Annotated in this window: 17 protein-coding genes; 11 read left to right on the top strand and 6 right to left on the bottom strand. The window is 69.7% G+C overall.

The annotated features are described in order from the left end of the window. Positions 1–138: 138 nt before the first annotated feature. Both N5096_RS14415 and N5096_RS14420 read right to left on the bottom strand, forming a co-directional pair. Entirely contained in the window at positions 139–1020 is an 882-nt protein-coding gene (locus N5096_RS14415; RefSeq protein ID WP_267665505.1) for a homoserine kinase, read from the bottom strand. A gap of 158 nt (positions 1021–1178) precedes the next feature. Then, complete coding sequence (locus N5096_RS14420) at positions 1179–1430, bottom strand: DUF8006 family protein (protein ID WP_267665506.1); 252 nt, start codon at positions 1428–1430, stop codon at positions 1179–1181. Between the two features lie 143 nt (positions 1431–1573). Here N5096_RS14420 and N5096_RS14425 point away from each other — a divergent pair, with 143 nt between their 5' ends. The 6 genes from N5096_RS14425 to N5096_RS14450 all read left to right on the top strand — a co-directional run bounded on the left by N5096_RS14425 (position 1574) and on the right by N5096_RS14450 (position 10969). Then, positions 1574–2848, top strand: a complete 1275-nt coding sequence (locus N5096_RS14425; protein WP_267665535.1) for a TIGR00341 family protein — start codon at positions 1574–1576, stop codon at positions 2846–2848. Positions 2849–3007: 159 nt separating this feature from the next. Next, entirely contained in the window at positions 3008–5224 is a 2217-nt protein-coding gene (locus N5096_RS14430) for a formate/nitrite transporter family protein (RefSeq protein ID WP_267665507.1), read from the top strand. A 90-nt stretch (positions 5225–5314) separates the two neighbouring features. Further along, positions 5315–6082 (top strand): SIMPL domain-containing protein, encoded by a 768-nt coding sequence (locus tag N5096_RS14435; protein WP_267665508.1) that lies wholly within the window; start codon positions 5315–5317, stop codon positions 6080–6082. Positions 6083–6333: 251 nt separating this feature from the next. Next, on the top strand, positions 6334–7392 hold the full coding sequence (locus N5096_RS14440; protein WP_303655011.1) for a TAXI family TRAP transporter solute-binding subunit: 1059 nt from the start codon (positions 6334–6336) through the stop codon (positions 7390–7392). A 185-nt stretch (positions 7393–7577) separates the two neighbouring features. After that, a complete protein-coding gene (locus N5096_RS14445; RefSeq protein ID WP_267665509.1) occupies positions 7578–8075 on the top strand; it encodes a DUF1850 domain-containing protein in 498 nt (165 codons plus the stop codon). Then, positions 8072–10969 (top strand): TRAP transporter permease, encoded by a 2898-nt coding sequence (locus tag N5096_RS14450; protein WP_267665510.1) that lies wholly within the window; start codon positions 8072–8074, stop codon positions 10967–10969. Before N5096_RS14445 ends, N5096_RS14450 begins: the two co-directional genes overlap by 4 nt. Positions 10970–11003: 34 nt before the next feature. On the opposite strand, the gene N5096_RS14455 is transcribed toward N5096_RS14450, so the two are convergent. Next, complete coding sequence (locus tag N5096_RS14455) at positions 11004–12200, bottom strand: multicopper oxidase domain-containing protein (RefSeq protein ID WP_267665511.1); 1197 nt, start codon at positions 12198–12200, stop codon at positions 11004–11006. Positions 12201–12356: 156 nt separating this feature from the next. Continuing rightward, on the bottom strand, positions 12357–14795 hold the full coding sequence (locus tag N5096_RS14460; RefSeq protein WP_267665512.1) for an amino acid permease: 2439 nt from the start codon (positions 14793–14795) through the stop codon (positions 12357–12359). Positions 14796–14911: 116 nt separating this feature from the next. On the opposite strand from N5096_RS14460, the gene N5096_RS14465 reads away from it, so the two are divergent. Together N5096_RS14465 and N5096_RS14470 are read left to right on the top strand one after the other, a co-directional pair. Beyond that, on the top strand, positions 14912–15493 hold the full coding sequence (locus tag N5096_RS14465; RefSeq protein WP_267665513.1) for a YfcE family phosphodiesterase: 582 nt from the start codon (positions 14912–14914) through the stop codon (positions 15491–15493). An 84-nt stretch (positions 15494–15577) separates the two neighbouring features. Next, positions 15578–16153 (top strand): hypothetical protein, encoded by a 576-nt coding sequence (locus N5096_RS14470; RefSeq protein WP_267665514.1) that lies wholly within the window; start codon positions 15578–15580, stop codon positions 16151–16153. Positions 16154–16155: 2 nt separating this feature from the next. Here N5096_RS14470 and N5096_RS14475 read toward each other — a convergent pair whose 3' ends face one another. Together N5096_RS14475 and N5096_RS14480 are read right to left on the bottom strand one after the other, a co-directional pair. Then, entirely contained in the window at positions 16156–16617 is a 462-nt protein-coding gene (locus tag N5096_RS14475; RefSeq protein WP_267665515.1) for a PAS domain S-box protein, read from the bottom strand. Positions 16618–16619: 2 nt separating this feature from the next. Beyond that, a complete protein-coding gene (locus N5096_RS14480) occupies positions 16620–17351 on the bottom strand; it encodes a DUF5806 family protein (protein ID WP_267665516.1) in 732 nt (243 codons plus the stop codon). A 120-nt stretch (positions 17352–17471) separates the two neighbouring features. Between N5096_RS14480 and N5096_RS14485 the strand changes: the two genes are divergently transcribed. The 3 genes from N5096_RS14485 to N5096_RS14495 all read left to right on the top strand — a co-directional run bounded on the left by N5096_RS14485 (position 17472) and on the right by N5096_RS14495 (position 19221). Next, on the top strand, positions 17472–17840 hold the full coding sequence (locus N5096_RS14485) for a universal stress protein (RefSeq protein WP_267665517.1): 369 nt from the start codon (positions 17472–17474) through the stop codon (positions 17838–17840). After that, the gene (locus N5096_RS14490) at positions 17837–18412 is read left to right on the top strand and encodes a GNAT family N-acetyltransferase (RefSeq protein WP_267665518.1); all 576 of its coding nucleotides are present in this window, start codon (positions 17837–17839) and stop codon (positions 18410–18412) included. The genes N5096_RS14485 and N5096_RS14490 overlap by 4 nt, the downstream gene beginning before the upstream one ends. Before the next feature lie 185 nt (positions 18413–18597). Continuing rightward, on the top strand, positions 18598–19221 hold the full coding sequence (locus N5096_RS14495) for an adenylate kinase (protein ID WP_267665519.1): 624 nt from the start codon (positions 18598–18600) through the stop codon (positions 19219–19221). Positions 19222–19231: the final 10 nt, after the last annotated feature.

The raw sequence follows: 19231 nt of genomic DNA on the forward strand, positions 1-19231 counted from the left end.
CCCTCTGGCAGCCGGCGCTACGCGCCGGCGACCTCGCACGCGCACCTCGCGACCGCCGAGGGCGGTCGCTCGGAGGCGCGCGCCACCGCATCTATTTATAAAGAACTGTCATGCAGCCCTTCGTCACTCGCTCCGTCCCTATTCCTCCAGTACCGTCGATCCCTTCCCGATTTTCGTCTGATAGGCGCGAGCGTCGATGCCGGCCTCGGAGAAGGCGTCGAGCATCGCGGCGGCGACCCCCCGCCGGCGGTCCTCGCGGCAGACGGCGATGATCGCGGGGCCGGCGCCGCTGACGGTGACGCCCGAGGCGCCGGCCTCGAAGGCGGCCACGCGCACCTCGTCGTACCCCGTGATCAGGCGGGCGCGTTCGGGGGTGACGACGGGGTCGTTCATCCCGGCACCGACGAGGTCGGGGTCGGAGCGGCACATCCCGACCGCGAGGGTGGCCGCGTTGCCGACCGTCTCGACGAGGTCGTCCATCGAGGCGGTGTCGGGGACGACCCGGCGCGCGTCCCGCGTAGAGACGGCGACGTCCGGCAGACAGACGACGAGGGGGACGGCGGCGTCGACCGCGTGGGTCGCCTCGCTCGTCGTCACCGTGAACCCACCGAGGATCGAGGGCGCGACGTTGTCCGAGTGGGCGACGCCGGAGACGACCGCCTCCCCCTCGGCCGCGATCGGGACCAGCTCGGAGCGGGAGCGCCCGCGGTCGTACAGCCGGTTGAGCGCGACCGCGGCGCCCGCGGCGCTGGCGGCCGAGGAGCCGAGTCCGGAGGCCGGGCGAACCCCCTTGTCGATGTGGATCCGCGCGGGCGCGTCGAGGGCGTCGACGACCGCGCCGACCGTGTTCTTCTCGGGGTCCTCCGGGATGTACTGCGCGCCGGCCCCCGTGACCTCGATCGTCGTCTCCGCCGCCTTCTCGACGGTGACGACGTCCGCCGGTCGCGTGAGAGCCGCCCCGAACACGTCGAACCCGCTGCCGAGGTTCGCGCTCGTGGCGGGTGCCCGTACCGTGACCATGGCGGGGAGTGTCGCCCGGGGTGCAAAAAGGAGCGGGATCGAAGGGCGACGGAGGGAGACGGCGAGCCGAACGCGGTCGCGTCGCTGGGGAGTCGAGAGCGGAGCGAGCGGTGAGAGCGAGAAGAGCGAGAAGAACGAAGAGGGGTCGCGCGCGCCGGTCAGCTGTCGCCCATCGTCCACAGCAGCGTGCCGATGAGGATCATCGGGATCCCGGCGAGGACGTACAGCTTGGACATCGTCGTGTACGGCGCGACGAGGAATATCAGCCCGAAGCCGCCGAAGACGGAGGCGATCACGCGCTGGGACTTCAGCGGCGCGGCTCCGAGCAGCGAGACGATGAACCCGAGCAGTATGACGTGCCCGAGATGGTAATCGAGCAGGAACGTGTCGATGGCCAGCGGCGAGAGCATTCTTGTCCGAAGGTCCGAGGGATTCGCGCATTAAAGTTCCGTTTCTCGCGAGACCGACGAGGAGGAGCCGGTCCGCCCGAGATCCCCACCGCCTGTTATAAGAATCGGCGGCGAAATCACTCACCGTGCGACTCGTACAGGTCATGATCCCGGCGGGGAAGCGCGCTGCGGTGGTCCGCGCGCTCGACGAGGAGGGCGTGGACTACGTCGTCACCGACGAGACGAGCGGGCGCGAGTACACCGCGGTCGCGATGTTCCCGCTCCCGGTCGCCGCCGTCGAGCCCGTACTCGAACGGCTCCGCGAGGCCGGGATCGACGAGAGCACCTACACCGTCATCGTCGCCGCCGAGACGGTCATCTCCCGCCGGTTCGAGGCCCTCGAAGAGGAGTACACCGAGGAGTCCGAGCGCGGCGGCAACCGGATCTCCCGCGAGGAGCTCCAGGCGAAGGCCGACGGCCTCGCCTCCGGGCTCGGGACCTACGTGCTGATGACGGTGATATCGGCGGTGATCGCCACCGCCGGCCTCCTGCTCGACTCGCCGGCGACCGTCGTGGGATCGATGGTGATCGCCCCCCTGATCGGCCCCGCGATGTCGGCCGCGGTCGGGACCGTCGTCGACGACGAGGAGATGTTCCGGCGCGGCGTGCGGATGCAGGTGATCGGGGTCGTGGTCGCGATCGGGGCCGCGACGCTGTTCGCGTTCGCGGTCCGGAGCCTCGCGCTGGTGCCGCCCGGGATCGACCCGCTCGCGCTCGCCGAGGTCTCCGAACGGCTCGCGCCGAACGTCTTAGTACTCGTCGTGGCGATCGGCGCGGGGATCGCCGGAATCGTCTCGCTGATGACCGGCGTCTCCGCGGCGCTGGTGGGCGTGATGATCGCGGTGGCGCTCATCCCGCCGGCGGCCGCCGTCGGCATCGGGATCGCCTTCCAGATCCCCCGGCTCGTGATCGGCGCGGGCGTGATCGTCGCGGTGAACGTCCTCTCGATCAACCTCTCCGCGCTGGTGATGCTGTGGTATGAGGGGTACCGACCCCAGCGGTGGTTCCGCGAGGACGAGGCGCGCGCGGCGTTCCTCAAACGCGTCGCGGTGCTCGTCGCCGCCATCGCGGTGCTGTCGGTGTTCCTCGGCGGCGTCACCTACGACTCGTACGTCGCCTCGACGACCGAGGCCGACATCCGGACCGCCGTCGGCGACGAGCTGGACGCGATGGACTCGGGGACGGAGCTGATCGAGCTTGAGGTCGAGCGCGGGGGGACGCTGCCCCCCCTCGATACCGAACGCGTGGTGGTCACCGTCGGGGCGCCTCCGGGCGTCAGCGCGGAGGAGGTCGCCCGGGCCCTCGACCGACGGATCGGGACGGCGATCGGCGAGGACGTGCAGGTCGAGGTGCGGCTCGTGGCGGTCAGCCGCGCCTGACGACGGTCGAATGCGCCCGGCTGACGGGCGGACGATCGGGCCGGTGACGGCGGTGAGAGCAGACCGCCAGTACCCCCACAGAAGCTCCGTATCTGCGGTTTTCGTCGCAGATGACGGAATTGAAAGTACTTTTTAACGCGGCCCCAGAGCCATAGCACAGTGACCGATTCGACACGGCCCGACGACGATTCGATACGCGAGGTCGTGGAGCGCTCGCAGAGCGGGGCGCCGGCGGTCGGCGAAGCGGTCCGGGACCGCTTCTCGTCGGACGAGGTGTTCCAGCGGATCATCGCGGCCGCGGACGAGGAGGTGACCTCCGGCGGGCGCGAGCTGTTCTTCAGCGGCGTCGCCGCGGGGCTGGCGATCACGATCACCTTCATGCTGTACGCCTCCCTGACGGCGTCGACCGACGGCCACCCCGTCCTGAGCGTCCTGCTGTACCCGCTCGGGTTCGTCTACATCATCATCGGCGGCTACCAGCTGTACACTGAGAACACGCTCCCGCCGGTCGCGCTGACCCTGGAGCGGCTCGCCAGCCTGCCGACCCTGCTGCGCCACTGGACCATCGTGCTCGCGGGGAACTTCACCGGGGGCACGTTCGGGGCGGTCGTGCTCTCGTACGGCGGCGTCTTCACCGGCGACACGGTCGACGCCGCGATATACATCTCGGCCGGCGGGCTCGACGTCGGCTTCTGGCCCCTCTTTTTCAAGGCCGCGATGGCCGGGCTCATCGTCGCCGGCGTCGTCTGGGTCGGCTTCGCCTCCACGAACTCCGTCACCCGCCTACTCGTCGTCTACCTCGCGTTCCTCGCGATCCCGCTCGGGAACCTCTACCACGTCGTGGTCTCGTTCACCGAGGTGCTGTACCTGCTGTTCGCACAGCAGCTCGGCCTGTACGACGGCGGGGTCACCCTCGTCGGCGGGCTCGGCGGCTTCGTCCTCCCGGTGCTGCTTGGGAACACCATCGGCGGGGTGGTACTCGTGACGCTGGTGAACTACTTCCAGACCAGCGAGGAGCGGCTCGAGGAGGCGCGCTTCGAGGGGGTGACCCGCCGGCTGACGGTGCCCGAGTGGGTGCTCGGCCGGGCCGCGGGGCGCTCGTACGTCCCCATCCTGGACGCCACGGAGGCGACGCTGTTCGCCAACGAGGGGTACCGGATCATGGTCCCGATCACGAACCCGCGGACCGACGTCGAGATCGTCGAGCTCGCGAGCCGGATCGCCAGCGACCACGAGGACGGCCTCGTCCACATCGTCCACGTCGTGCAGGCGCCGGAGCGCATGTCGCTGTCGGCCGGCGCGGGCCGGATCGCCGACGTCTCCGAGGCGGGGATGACGGGGCTCCGCGAGGCCGCCGAGGGGTACGGCGTCGACGTCTCGACGTCGACCGTCGTCTCGCACCGCTCGTTCGAGGAGGTGTTCAAGATGGCTCGTCGGACCCGGCCGGAGGCCGTGCTGATGGGCTGGGGCGAGGACCAGCTGTGGAACGCCGCCCGCGCGGAGCGCCCGGTCGACGAGCTCACGAACCAGCTCCCCTGCGACTTCCTCATCTTGAACCAGCGGGAGCTCGACACCTCGAAGGTGCTCATCCCGACCTCCGGGGGCCCGGACTCGGCGCTCGGCGCCGAGGTCGCGAGCGTGCTCTCGCGGACCGCCGGCGCCGAGGTGACGCTGCTGCACGTCGTGGACGGCCCGGAGGAGCGCGAGGGGGGCGAAAAGTTCCTCGCCGGCTGGGCGAGCGAAAACCGCCTCGCCGACGCGAACCGGGTCATCGACGAGGGCGGCGACGTCGAGAGCGCCATCGCCCGCGAGGCCGCGGACAACACCCTCGTCATCATCGGCGCCACGGAGAAGGGGCTCCTCTCCCGGCTGGTCTCGGACTCGCTGCACCTGGACGTGATCCACGACGTGGACTGCTCGGTGCTGCTCGCCGAGCGCCCCAGCAGCCGCTCGATCCGCGAGCGGCTGTTCGGCTCGGGGCGGCGGGTCAGCGGCCCGCCGAGCGGTGGCGTCGAGCGCAACCCCGACGCGTCGCGGGGGGCGGAACTCACCGGGCCCGACGACTCCGGTCCCGCGCCCCTCGCGGTCAGCGGGTCGGACGACGAGAGGGAGGCGTCCGGCGAGAGGGATGCCGACGCCGACTCGACGGTGATAACCGATCACAACGATCCGGCCGACGGTGAAGCCGACGGCGACGACGAGGGAGATGAGCCCCCGTCGGAGCAGTCGATCGTCACCGATCACGACGACCCGGACGACGACACCGACGACCCGGACGACGACACCGACGACACCGACGACCCGGACGACGACACCGGCGACCCGGACGACGACACCGGCGACACCGACGACGACACCGACGACGATTCGCCGTAGTGTCGCGGGCGCCCGTCGGCCCGTCCGATAGCGCAAACGGCTCTTTGTCTCACCGGCGACTTATTGTGAGTCCCGAGCGACGGGTCGCGTATGGACCGAAAACTGGCGACTGCGGCCGGGCTCGTGCTGCTCGTCGCGCTGGCGGGCTGTGCGGGGCTCGCCGGTTCGGCCGGCGACGCCGGGGCCGGCGCGAACGCCGCCTCGGGAGAGGGACCGGCGCTCGACAGGAGCATCGAGGTGACCGCGGGCGGCGAGGCAACGGCCGAGCCGGACCGCGCCACGATCACGGTGGCGGTGACCGCGACCGGCGACGACTCGGCGGCGGTCCGCGACGAGCTCTCCGCCGGGGACGAGTCGCTCAGAGCGGCGCTGACCGACTGGGGACTCGGCGAGGACGACGTCCGGACCGAGCGCTACGACGTCCGCGAGTCCTACGAGACGCGGGAGAACCCGAACCGGACGAGGTACCGGGGCGTCCACAGCTACCAGGTCACGATCGACGACGTGGACGCGGTCGGCGAGGTCGTGGACGTCGCGATCGACGCGGGCGCCGACGAGGTGCGCCGGATCGAGTTCGGGCTGAGCGAGGGGCGCGAAAACGAGGTGCGCGCGGCGGCGATCGAGAACGCGATGGCGAACGCCGGCGACGACGCGGCCGTGCTCGCGAACGCCAGCGGGCTCGAGGTCACCGGCGCGTACAGCGTCTCCACCGCGGACGGCGGGGTGACGCCGTACCGCGTCACCGAGGCCGCGATGGCCGGGGACGCCGGCGGGGGCGACGCCGCGACCGGGATCGAGACCGGCGACGTGAGCGTGCGCGTCAGCGTCAACGTCGTCTACGGCGCGGAACAGGCCTGAAACGGCGGCCGAGACAACTCTTCCGACCTCACGACTCCCCCGGACCCGTCAGTCTCGAGACGAGATCGAGAGTGTTATCGGCAGAAAAAGCCGGTATCGGATGAACGGGGTATTTAAACGGATCTCTTTTCGGTTGGTTTCAACCAACAGATATATAAGGTGGAAATCGAATTACAAAACTATGCCGGACGATTACAACATCGACAGCATCGACCGTCGTAAAGATTCTTAAAGGAACAGCAGCCACTGGCCTGATCGGCCTCGCGGGCTGTTCGGGAGACGGCGGCGACGGTTCGGACGGATCCGACGGCTCCGACGGGAGCGACGGTTCGGACGGATCCGACGGCTCCGACGGGAGCGACGGTTCGGACGGATCCGACGGCTCCGACGGGAGCGACGGTTCGGACGGATCCGACGGCTCCGACGGGAGCGACGGTTCGGACGGCGGCGACACCGAAAGCCGTCTGAGTTGGCACGCGGGCGGGACCGGCGGGACCTACTTCCCGCTCTCGAACGAGGTCAAGACTATCGTTGAGGCGAACACCGACTTCTCGCTGAACGTCCAGTCGACGGGCGCGAGCGTCGAGAACGTCGGCAGCCTCGCCGACGGGTCGGCCGACTTCGCGCTGATCCAGAACGACATCGCCTCGTTCGCGAAGAACGGGACGGGCATCGACGCTTTCCAAGACAACGCGATCGAGAACCTCCGGGGCGTCGCGACGCTGTACCCGGAGACGATCACGCTCGTCACGCTGGCGGAGAACGATATCTCCTCCGTCGGGGACCTCAGCGGCGCGACGATCAACACTGGCGACCTCGGGTCGGGGACGCAGGTCAACGCGGTGCAGATCCTGGAATCGATCGGGGTCACCGACTACAACGAGCAGAACGCCGGCTTCTCGCAGGCGTCCGAACAGCTCGCCAACGGCGACATCGACGCGGCCTTCGTCGTCGGCGGCTGGCCGGTCGGCGCGATCGAGGACCTCGCGAACACGAACGACATCGAGATCGTCCCGGTTTCGGGCGAGAACCGCGAGGCCGTCAAAGAGGACGCCTCCTGGTTCGCGGACGACACCATCCCCGGCGGCACGTACAGCGGCGTCGAGGAGGACGTCGAGACCGTCGCCGTGCAGGCGATGATCGCCACGAACGCCGGGGTGCCGGCCGAGACCGTCGAGACGGTCACCGCCGCCATCTTCGACAACCTCGACGAGCTCACGATCAAGACCGACTTCATCACCGTCGACAGCGCGCAGGACGGGATGTCCATCGAGCTGCACGAGGGAGCGGCGTCCTACTTCGACGCATAGACGCCCCCGGGACGGCCCCGACGCGGATCGGCCGCTCGTACGGGGCCGCGGGCAAGTCGTATCGGTTCCACTGAGGGACGCTCCCCGTCGACCGCGGGGGACCGCGCCGCCGAGGGCCGGTCGTTCCCGATTTAAACTGCCTCACGAGCTGTCCAACCCCGACACCAACGGAATCACTCGAAGACATGGGCCGCCTTTCTCAGCCGAACGTCGGTGCCGCGATCCTCGCGCTCGGAGTGCTCGCTTTCGTCGTCGTCGCGGTGACCGCCCCGATCGGCACCGCCCTCGTCGTCGAGGACATCGAGACGGGCGAACGGTACGTCGCGGAGCCGGTGAACGACGGGAGCACGGTTGCGCTCGAGTACACCCACAGCGTCGAGAAGTCCCGGGTGTACGACGAGTACCGCGTCGACGGGGAGACGCTCGTGAACACGCGGATGGAGTTCGAGTCCTACGGCTGGGGGCTTCCCGCGCGCGTCAACGTCACGAACGTGAATGGGACGTTCGTGTACGAGCCTGATGAGCCGATCACGGTACTCGACGAGCTCTCCGTCTCGCCGGGGCGGATCGCCGACCACACGCTGATCGTCGACGACCGGCGATACGACCTCGTGGCGGTAACGGACGGCAACGACGTGACATTGCACATCGAACGACGGTCGCTTCTCGAGATGATCCTATGACCAAGACCCATCGAACAGACGGCGGTATCGACGACCCGAACGACCGCGAATCCGGAGGCGACGGCCCCGGAGAAGACGGCCCCGGAGAAGACGGGCCCGAAGGCGACGAGCCCAGAGGCGACGGCCCGGGTACCGGCGATCCGTCGGACGACGGAACGCCCGAAGAGATCTCCCGCGAGGAGGCGGACGAGCTGATACAGGAGATCGAGCGCCGCCGCTCGCTGCGGGGGGCCGCCGCGGTGGCGGTCGCGGTGATCGGGATCGCGTTTTCGGTCTTCCAGCTGTTCCTCGCCGCACGGAGCTTCACGTTCACGGTCTGGCTTCCGACCGTCAAGATCGCGGGGATTTCGCTCTCCCCCTGGCAGATCTCGCTCCAGCTCCTGCAGGCGAACGCGATCCACGTCGCCTTCGCGCTCGTGCTCACGTTCCTGCTGTTCCCGGTGAGCACCGGCGACGGGTTCGTCGCGCAGGCGCTCGGTCGGGTCGCGCCGGCGGCGTCCCGTCGCCTCGGTGAGGCGAACCCCGTCACGCGACTGCTCGAACGGGGTCGCGCGGGGCTGCGCTGGGCGTTCCTCGACCCCGACCGCGACAGAGTGACTCCGGCGGATCTGGTGTTCATCGTCGCGGCGTTCCTGTCGGCGTTCTACTTCCTGACGGAGTTCGCGGAGATCCAGAACATGCGCGTCTTCGGGGTCGACTCGGGCCGACCGGTCACCGAGGTGTACGCGTTCCTCCAGCCGCTGCTCGGCGGCATCCCCTTCGTGAGCGAGTACTCCTACGCGATGATCCTGGGCGTGACCGGCGTCCTGCTGGTGTTGGAGGCCACCCGCCGGACGCTCGGCCTGCCGCTGATGATCATCGTCGCCACGTTCATCGTCTACGCCCGCTGGGGGTACCTCATCAGCTCGGGCACCCCCTTCCTCGGGCTGCTCGCGATCCCGGAGCTCACCTGGCCGGATATCGTGCAGAACCTCTGGTACAACACCGAGAACGGGGTGTTCGGCATCCCGGTGACGGTGTCGGTGAGCTTCATATACATCTTCATCCTGTTCGGCTCGTTCCTCGAGATGAGCGGGGCCGGCCAGTGGTTCATCGACCTGGCGTACGCGCTCACCGGGGGTCGCAAGGGCGGCCCGGCCAAGGCGAGCATCCTCGCCAGCGGGTTCATGGGGACCATCTCGGGGTCGTCGATCGCCAACACGGTCACGACCGGCGCGTTCACGATCCCGCTGATGAAGCGGTCGGGGTACTCGCCGGAGTTCTCCGGCGCCGTCGAGGCGTCCGCGTCCTCCGGGGGGCAGATCCTCCCACCAGTGATGGGGGCGGCCGCCTTCCTGATGGTCCAGTACACGGCGACGCCGTTCGCCGACATCATCATTATCGCGACGATTCCGGCGATCGTCTTCTTCTTCGGCGTCTGGGTGATGGTCCACCTCAAGGCGGTCGAGGCGGGGATCGGCGGCGTCTCCGACGCGGACACCGTGGACCTCTGGAACCACCTCAAGCGCGGCTGGTTCTACCTGGTCCCGATCGTGCTCCTCCTGTACTACCTCATCATCGAGCGGCTCTCCGTCTCCCGGTCGGCGTGGTTCACGCTCGTGGCGCTCGTCGGGCTGGTCGCGCTCGTCTCGGCGTACAGCGAGGAGGCGCGGCTCCGCCTCCTCGCCGTCTTCGCGGCGATCGTCGGCGTCGAGCTGGCGAGCCACGCGGTGGCCGGCGTGAACGTTGTCGGCCTCGTCACCGGGGCCGGCGGTGCGGGGCTCCCGCCCGTCGAGGCCGCCACCGCCCTGCTCGCAGGGATCGAGTGGTACGCGATGCTCGCGGGAGTGATCACGCTGCTGTCCAAGCCCGACCTCGACGCGTCGCTGCTCGACCTGAACCCCTCGGTCCGGGACACCGCCGAGACGGTCGGCGACCGGACCGGCCGAGAGCTGGAGGACAGCCAGCCGTTCAAGCTCGCCACCTTCGTGGTCACGTCGATGGAGCAGGGCGCGCGCACCGCGGTCCCGGTCGTGGTCGCGGTCGCGGCCGCGGGGATCATTCCCGGCGTCATCAGCGTCTCCGGGCTCGGCCCCAACCTGACCTCGCTGCTGTTGGCGCTCTCCGGCGGCTCGATCGTGATCATGCTGCTCGTGACGGCGGTGTCGAGCATCATCCTCGGGATGGGGATGCCGACGACGGTCACCTACATCATCCTCATCTCGATGCTCGCGACGCCGCTCGTGGAGTTCGGCATCCCGCTTTTGGCCGCCCACCTGTTTATCCTCTACTTCGGCGTGATCGCCGACATCACGCCGCCGGTGGCCGTGGCGGCGTACGCCGCCAGCGGGGTCGCCAAGTCCGACCCCTTCGAGACCGGCGTGAAGGCGTTCTCGCTGTCGCTGAACAAGGCGATCGTCCCCTTCGCGTTCGTGCTCGCGCCGGGGATCGTCCTGCTGCGCGAGAAGCCGAACGCAGCCGAGCTGCCGCTCCGCGAGCGGTACCGCGTGATCGGGTTCGAGGACCTCGCCGAGCTCTCCTACGCGATCCCCGAGATCATCGTTCCCGTCGTCGGGGTCTTCCTCGGCGTGATCGCGCTCGGCGCGACGGTCATCGGAACGCTGTACGCGCGCGTCGGCCGCACCGGCCGGGCCGCGTTCGCCCTCAGTTCGCTGCTGCTGATGGCGCCGGGCCTGCTCTCCGAGTCCGTCTTCGACACGCTCGGGCTCGTCGGCGTGACCGTCTCCGTCAACGCGCTCCTGCTCGACCTGACCCTCCGCGGCATCGGGCTCGCCCTGTTCGCGGCACTGACCGTTCGTAACCGTCGGAAGGCCGAGCGCGAGGACGACGAGGGAGACGGACCGAGCACCGAGTCGGAGTCGAGCGAGATCGCCGCCGGGGTCGGCTCGGCCTGAGCGGCCGGTCGCTCGCTTCGAGCGGGCGATTAGATCAGGCCTCGTAGCCGGCCAGGTCCATCACGGACGCGAACTGCTCCGAGTCCATGACGCTCTCGTAGGCCATCCCGCCGATCATCCCGCCGGGGTAGGTGTCGCCGTTCATCGCGTGGTTCACCTTGTGGCAGTGGAGCGCGTACACGCCGGGGTCGGCGCTGGCGGTGAACTCGATCGTCTTCCGCTCGGCGGGCGCGATGGGGATCACGTCCTCGCGGTGCCGGGCGGCCTCGGGGATGACGCCGCCGTCCTTCTCGACGACGGTGAACCCGTGGTTGTGGGTGTGCATCGCGTGCGACTCGTAGCCGGCGTTGACGTAGTGGATCCGGACCGAATCGCCCTCCTCGACGATCAGCGGCGATCCCTGCTCGGGGTGGAAGGTGTACGGCGCGGAGCGACCGTTCACGGTGAACGCGTCCGGGTTGCGGTCGCGGTGGCTGAAGTCGACGTCGCCGCCGGCCATCGAGGCCGACAGCCGCGTGTCCCAGTCTTTGATCGTCATGAACGCCTCCTTGTCGGGGGCCTCGTACCCCTCCGGATCGACGCGGAGGATCCCGTACATCCCCATGTCGAGGTGGTTCTGCGTCTGGTAGTGACAGTGGTACATGTGGGTGCCGGGCTGGTTCGCGCTGATCTCGTAGGTGTGCTCCTCGCCTGGCGCGACCTGCTGACCGGTCGTCGTCGGGACGCCGTCGTCCATCCAGCTCTTCGAGAGCCCGTGGACGTGGAACGTGTGCGGCCGGTTGTGCTCCGAGTTGTCGTAGGTGATCTCCATCTCGGTGCCCTCGGTCACCCGGAGGAGCGGGCCGGGGACACTGGGGTCCGTGTCCGGCGTCTGCCACGCCCAGACCTCGGGGAGCTCCCAGGGGCCGCCCTGGGACTCGTCGCCGAGCAGCTGGTGGCGACACGGCGTCGTCGACACCGTGATCTGCCCGTCGCGCTCGTCGAGGTCGATGGTCGTCCGCGGCGTCGTGTACGGGTGGTCCGTCTCCACGCCGGTGGCGTCGCTCCCGACCCACTCCTCGACCTGCTGGGTCGCCGCCTCGCTGCTCGCCGAGTTCTCCGCGCCCTCGGCGCTCCCGGCGCGCGGCGCGCCGCAGCCCGCGAGCCCGACGGTCCCGAGCGCCGCGGCCGCCGAGAGGAACCCGCGTCTGGAACCAGTGCGCCGACCCGTGTTGTCGCCGTCTCTCGTCATAGGCGAACATGAACGGAGCGATAACTTAAGTGGGAAACCGGATCCACAGGGCGTGAGAACGCGGTCCGTGGCCGGGTTATTTATATACCCACAAGAACCACGCGGGGCTCGCGGGCGACAGGCACGAACCACGCGCCGCCGTGGCGACCGTTCGATCTACTCCTCAATCTTGGATTCGGTGGCCCGGGTCGGACCGCGACGAATCCCCTTGAGGTACCGGTAGACCGGGTAGACGTACTCCTCGATCGGACCCTGCACCCCGCGCGGACTCGCGTACACGAGCACCGGAACCCCGCTTCCCTGAGCGAGCTTGATGACGTTGTCCGGGGTGCTCCCGAAGACGCGGCGTCGGAGGCGACGGGTCCGGGTGGCCCCAATGATGAGGATGCCGCCGTTCTCGCGGGCCTGATCGACCAGCCCGTCGGCGATCGTCTGCGCGGTGATGTTGTGGATCCGGACCGACGACGCGTTCGGAAGCCCGGATACCGTCGCCTCGGTGTTCTCGGGGCGCCCCTCGCCGCCTTCCGGGGTGATGTTGATCACGTTGATTTCCGCGTCCCGCTCGCCCATCCGGTCGATGAGCGAGAGTAGGTCCATGTGGTGGGGGCCGCCGCCCGCTCCGATGTTGACCACGTCGAGGGCGTCCGAGTCCAGCACGCCGCTCGCGAACAGCACGCCACACGGGGCCTTGTACTCGACGTGTTCGGCGACCTCGGTGTGCTCCTCGGGGTAGCCCATCACCACGAGCTCCGACTCCTTGTCCCGGGCCGTCTGAACGATGTCGAACCCCACGTCTCGGCAAGTGTGTCCCTCGACCGCGTACGAGGCGTCGAGGTCCTCGGCTGCCAGCAGCTCCCGGATGCGCGTGATCCGGCCGCGGGTGATCTCCTCGACCGCCTCGTACGGCGTCTGTTCGGGGATCTGCGTGACCGTCAGCACGTCGACGAACGGTTCGCCCTCCTGATACTCGGCCATCGCCGCCGCCAGTCGCGCGTACCGGACGGCCCGTTCCGGCCGCGCGACCGGGACGAGAATGCGGAACGAGCCCTCGGCCGGCGTCTCGGTCGCACCGTCCGACACGTCGGCGGCGGCGTCGGCCGCCGCGGCGTCGGTCGCGGTCGTCTCGGCCTCCGCGACCGTTCCTTCTCCCTCGACGCGACCGGCGTGCCCGCTTGGCGGTGCGACCTCCTCGTACAGCTCGTCCATGTCGGGTTCGCCGCCCCAGATCAGGTACGCCGCGAGCATGCCGGCGATGAGGAGGCCACCGACGAGGACGCCCTTGACCGGGAGGTTGGTGATGAGCGCGACGTTCGCGATCACCCCGACGACCGGGATCAGCGGGACGCCCGGCACCCGGAACCCCCGATCGATGTCCGAGTACCGGCGCCGGGAGTAGATCAGCGCGATGTTGACCACGGAGAGCGGCAACAGCAGGTTCAGCGTCGCGAACCCGGTGAGCGTCGTCAGCCCGAGCTCCGTGAACGTGATCGCCCCGAGCCCCGGCAGCGCCACCGTGAAGTCGAACGGGACCACGCCCCCCTCCGCCGGGAAGAGCCCGATGAACACGACGATGAGCGTGACGATCACCCCCGTCGCACTCGCGACGCTCCAGAACGGGGTGCCGTACTGGCGGTGGATCCGCGAGAACGGCCGCGGGGCCTGCCCCTGTCGGCCCATCAGCGAGCCGATCCCGCTGGCCGCGAGGATGCTCGCGTTCGAGGCGCTCACCATGCTGAAGATGGCGCCGGCGACGATGAGCGATCGCCCCGCGGGGCCGAGGAAGCCAGCGGCGACGCGGCCCATCGCGGTTTCGCCCTCCTCGGCGATAATCTCGGCCGGGACGGGCGAGTTCACCATCGACACGATGACGAGCGCGTAGAGGACCGTCACCGTGAGGATGCTCGCGCCGATCGCGAGCGGCACCGTCCGGCGGGGCTCGATGATCTCCCCGGCGCTCGCGGCGATCGCGGAGAACCCGAAGAAGGTGATGAACGCCAGCGCGGCGATCGACACGATCCCGACCGGGTCGGCGGAGAACCCGGCGGCGAAGTTGTCGGCGGCGACGGCCGGTCCGCGGAACGCGACGGCGCCGCCGACGAACGCCAGGAGGACGGCCACCTTCGCACCCGTCACGAACAGCTGGAAGGTCCCGCTCTCCTCGGTCCCCCTGGCGTTGAGGGCGCCGAGCAGCAGGGCCGCGAGCACGCCGGAGGTCCCGTGAGGGAGGACGTGAAGCGATTCCGGGAGGATGAACCGGACGACCCACTCGTCCATCGTCGCGAGGTAGAAGGCAGTCGTCCCGGTGTACCCCAAGAACAGCATCGCGCCGACGGCGTACACCAGCGTGTCGTGCTCGAAGGTGCGCGAGGAGAACAGGTAGCCGCCGCCGTTCTCGGAGTAGATCGACGCGAATTCGGAGTACGACGCCGCAGTCAGGCCCGCGACGACCGCCGCGAGGACGAAGGCGATCACGGCGCTGCTCCCGATCTCGGCGACCGCCGTGCCCGACAGCGAGAAGATGCCCGCCGCGATCATCGTCCCGAGCCCGATCGCGAAGGCGATCTTGAAGTCCAACGTCCGGGTGTGATCCACCATTGGAGCCCGATCCGGAATGAGAGTACCAAAAACTGTTGATCCGGCATCTGTCGCCGGGTATATTACGGTATCCGAACGCCGCGGGATTTATTCGCCCCGAGCGTGACCGCCGGGGCATGCGCGTCGGCATCGTCTCCGACACCCACGACGACCTCGCCGCCGTCGAGGCGGCGGTAGCGCTGTTCGACCGCGAGGGCGTCGACGCCGTCGTCCACTGCGGCGACTTCGTCGCCCCCTTCTCCGTGACTCCCTTCGACGGCGTCGGCGACGGTCCCGACGGCGGCGTCGACTTCTACGCCGTGCGCGGCAACAACGACGGGGAGTGGGCGGTCCAGTCGACCGTGGAGTTGTTCGGAACTTACCTCGGCGAGGCCGGGACGCTCTCGTTCGGCTGCGGAGCGGGCGGCGGGAGCGCGGGCGGGGCGGACGCCGTCAACGTCGCGGTCACCCACGGGACGAGCGGCGTCGTCGTCGACGCCCTCGTGGACTGCGGCGACTACGACTACGTGTTCCACGGCCACACGCACGCGCACGGCGTCGAGGAGCGCGACGGCACGGTCCGAGTGAACCCCGGCGGGCTGCCGATCCCGGTCGACGGCGCGGACGACGCCTTCCGCGTCGCGATTCTCGACGTCGGGGCGGACGCCGACGGCGCGGCCGGCGCCGACGCGGTGACGCACCACGAGCTCGATTTATAAGCGTCGGCCCCTCCCGCCCCGAGCGACGCACAAACGCGCGTTTGTGTCTCCGGGGGCTTTTAAGATGTCATCCAAAGAAGGTGTATGGACAGACGCGCGTTCCTCGTCGGGGCGGGCGGCGCGGCGAGCGCGCTCGCCGGCTGCGCCGATCTCGCCTCGCTCGGGGACGGCGGGGTCGCCGAGCGCGACCTCCCGGAGCGGCCCGCGGAGCCGACGCCCGAGGCCGTCGCGGCGTACGTCGCCGACTACGAGGAGGTCCGCGCGCACAACCGCCACGCGGGGGAGGGCGCGACCGAGGTGGCCGTCGACGCCGTCGCGACGTTCGACCACGGCTCGGGCGACGAGCGGTTCGCGACCGCCCAACACGCCGGGACGGTCTACCGACAGGACGACGGCGCGCGGTCGGTCGGCGACGGGGCCGACGACCTGGTCTGCTCGACGGGGGTCGCGCTCGACCCGGAGCGCGCGGTCGAGCTGCTGGCGATCACCGGCGTCCGCGGGAGCTACCGCGTCACCGCGAGCATGGAGGACGACGGCGTCACCGGACAGGGCCGCATCGACGTCGGGCTCCCGAGCGCCGACCGGGGCCCCAACGTCGACGTGGTGGTGGACGAGGGCGGCGTCTCCGCGTGGCACCTCCCCTCCTTCGAGGGGATCTGAGGTCAGTCGTCGACGTCGCCGGCGTCGGCGCCGCCATCAACGTCGGCGACTTCGGCGGCGGCCTCGGCGGCCTCCGCCGCCTCGACCCCGCGGAACTCGAAACGCGCGCCCCCGCCCTCGGCGTCGACGAGCGTGACGACCAGGTGCGTCTCCCCGTCGCGGTCGAACGGGCCGAGGCTGAGCGTCACGGGCACGTCCGTGCCGTCCGCGCGGCGCGCGAACAGATCGAGGCTCGCGGACATCGAGCGGGGCTCCGGGTCGACGACGTACCGGTGGAGTTCGCGACCGGCCGCGCCGCCGTCGGGATCGAAGATCAGCGTCTCGAACGCTCTCCCCTCCAGGTCGTCGGGGGCGTACCCGAACACCGACTCGACGCGCCGGTTGGCCGCGCGGACGATCCCCTCGGCGTCGACGATCAGCACCGCGTCCGGGATGCCGTCGAGAGCCTCTGGGAACCGGTCCATCGTCACTCCTCTGGCGGCTCGTGGACGTGGCCGCACTCGGGGCACCGGACCTCCTCGCCGCGGAGGTCGGCCGAGGAGGCGCGCACCTCGCGCATCACCTCGCTGATCTTGTCTTCCGCCTCCAGTTCGTCCGCGACCGCGAGGTCGACGCCCTCGACCTCGAGGAGGAACTTCGCGACCTCCGTCACCTCGTACATCATCTCGTCTAAATCCTCGGCGGTGAAGAAGCCGGACATCGCCCCGTAGAGGAACGTCGCGCCCGCCTTCGTCACCTTCTCCTCGAAGGAGTAGCGCGCCTGGTTGACCGCCTGCGGCGTGTAGGTGTCGGTCATGAAGGGGACGAGTTCCGGGAGGTTCTCGCCGATCTTCGTCATCTCGACGCCGGTCTCGGTGCGGAAATCGGCGCAGAGCCGCGCGATCGCCCACTCCCGGGCCGTGACGTACGTCCGGTCGCGCAGGAAGTCGTTGACGCGCTCGTAGCGGGCGCCGTCCATCTTCTTGAAGCGCTCGTACTTGCGGACCTCCGGGGGGACGTCGGGGTCAGCGTCGGCGGTCGCATCCGCGCCGTCGTCGCCGCTCGTCTCGCCGTCGGTGGCAGTGTCGCCGTCGTCGCCGCTCGGCGGCGACGCCTCATCGAGGGCCCCCGGATCTCCCTCGCCGTCGGTCGGGGGCTCGCGGTCGGGGTCCGGGCCCTCGTCGGCGCGGTCCGACGCGGGACCGGGCTGATCGTTCATGTCGATATCGACTTCACGCCCGAACAAAAGGGTTGTCGCTGGAGGCGGCGAGACGGGGCGCGCGACGCCGGCCCGTCCCGCGGAGATCCACTTTTGTACCGCCGTGCGGACATAGGTCGTATGAAGGTGCTTTGCGGGATCGGCGGCAGCGACGACTCGTTCCGCGCGCTCGACCGGACCGTCGATCGGGCGACGGTCGCGAACGACGACCTGACGGTCGCCGTGGTGGACAACGAGGACTCCTCGGTCGCCCCGGACGAGGCGATGGAACGCGCCCGGAAGGCGGTCGACGAGGCCGAGATCGACGCCGACGTCAGGCGGGTCGGGGGCGACCCCGGGAGCCGGCTGGTGGAGCTCGCCGAGCGGGAGGAGTTCGAGGAGATCGTCCTCGGCGGCGGGCACACGAGCCCGATGGGGAAGATCACGATCGGATCGATCGCCGAGTTCGTCCTGTTGAACGCCAAGACGACGGTCACGCTGGTCAGATGAGCGACCGAGGCTACCCGGAAGCCGCCGTCGACGCGCTCCCCGTCCCTCCCACGGGGTTCACCGATCGGGAGGAGCGGACCGTCGAGATCCGACCGTACGACGGCAGCGAGGCCGCCCACGAATCGCTCGTCGAGATGTACGACTCCTTCGACCCGTCGGACCGCGCGCAGGGGATCCCCCCCGGCGGGGAAAAGCGCATCCGGGAGTGGTTGGACGCGATCCTTGCGGAGGACTGCCACAACGTGATCGCGTGGTGCGGCGACGAGGTCGCCGGCCACGCGACGCTGGTGCCCGACGGCGACGCCTACGAGCTGGCGATCTTCGTCCACCAGGAGTATCAGCGCGCCGGGATCGGCACCCACCTCATCGAGGGCCTGCTCGGCCACGGCCAGGACCGGGGCGTCGAGAAGGTGTGGCTCACCGTTGAGCGGTGGAACCGCGCGGCCGTCTCGCTGTACAAGAAGATCGGCTTCGAGACCTCCAACGCCGAGAGCTTCGAGCTGGAGATGGGCCTGCGGCTCAACGAGGGCGAGGGAGACGGGACGGCCGAGGGAGACGAGGCGGCCGACTGAGACCGGGCGGCCGACTGAGACCGGGCGGCCGACTGAGACCGGGCGGCCGACTGAGACCGGGCGGCCGACTGAGACCGGGCGGCCGACTGAGACCGGGCGGGCGAGATCGGCGGGGACCGAGGGGCCGGCGCCCCTCGCTCGCCGGGATCTTCAAGCCTTTACGTGCGGCGGGAGAGCGCTCCGGTGTGAGCCACCGAATTCTGCTGTTGGGCGCGCCCGGCGCCGGAAAGGGAACGCAGAGCGCGAAGCTGGCCGACGAGTACGGCGTCGAACACGTCACGACCGGCGACGCGCTCCGCGCGAACAAGGACATGGAGACGGAGTACGGAACGCCGCGCTCGTTCATGGAGGCGGGCGATCTCGTCCCCGACCCGGTCGTCAACGAGATCGTCCGGGCCGCGCTTGAGGAGGCCGACGGGTTCGTGTTGGACGGCTACCCGCGCAACCTCGACCAAGCCGAGTACCTCTCGGAGATCACCGACCTCGACGCGGTCGTCTTCCTCGACGTCGACGAGGAGGTGCTGGTCGAGCGGCTTACCGGTCGCCGCGTCTGCGACGACTGCGGCGCGAACTACCACGTCGACTTCCAGCCGCCCGAGGAGGCGGGCGTCTGCGACGGCTGCGGCGGCGAGCTGATCCAGCGCGAGGACGACACCGAGGAGACGGCGCGCGAGCGCCTCCAGGTGTTCTACGACAACACCGAGCCTGTGGTCGAGCACTTCCGCGACGAGGGCGTCCTCGTCGAGGTGGACGGCGAGGCGACGCCGGACGAGGTCTTCGACCGGATCCGCGACGTCGTCGAGGCGTAGGGGAGCCCGT

The sequence above is a fragment of the Halorubrum yunnanense genome, assembly GCF_026586675.1.
Classification (GTDB): domain Archaea; phylum Halobacteriota; class Halobacteria; order Halobacteriales; family Haloferacaceae; genus Halorubrum; species Halorubrum yunnanense.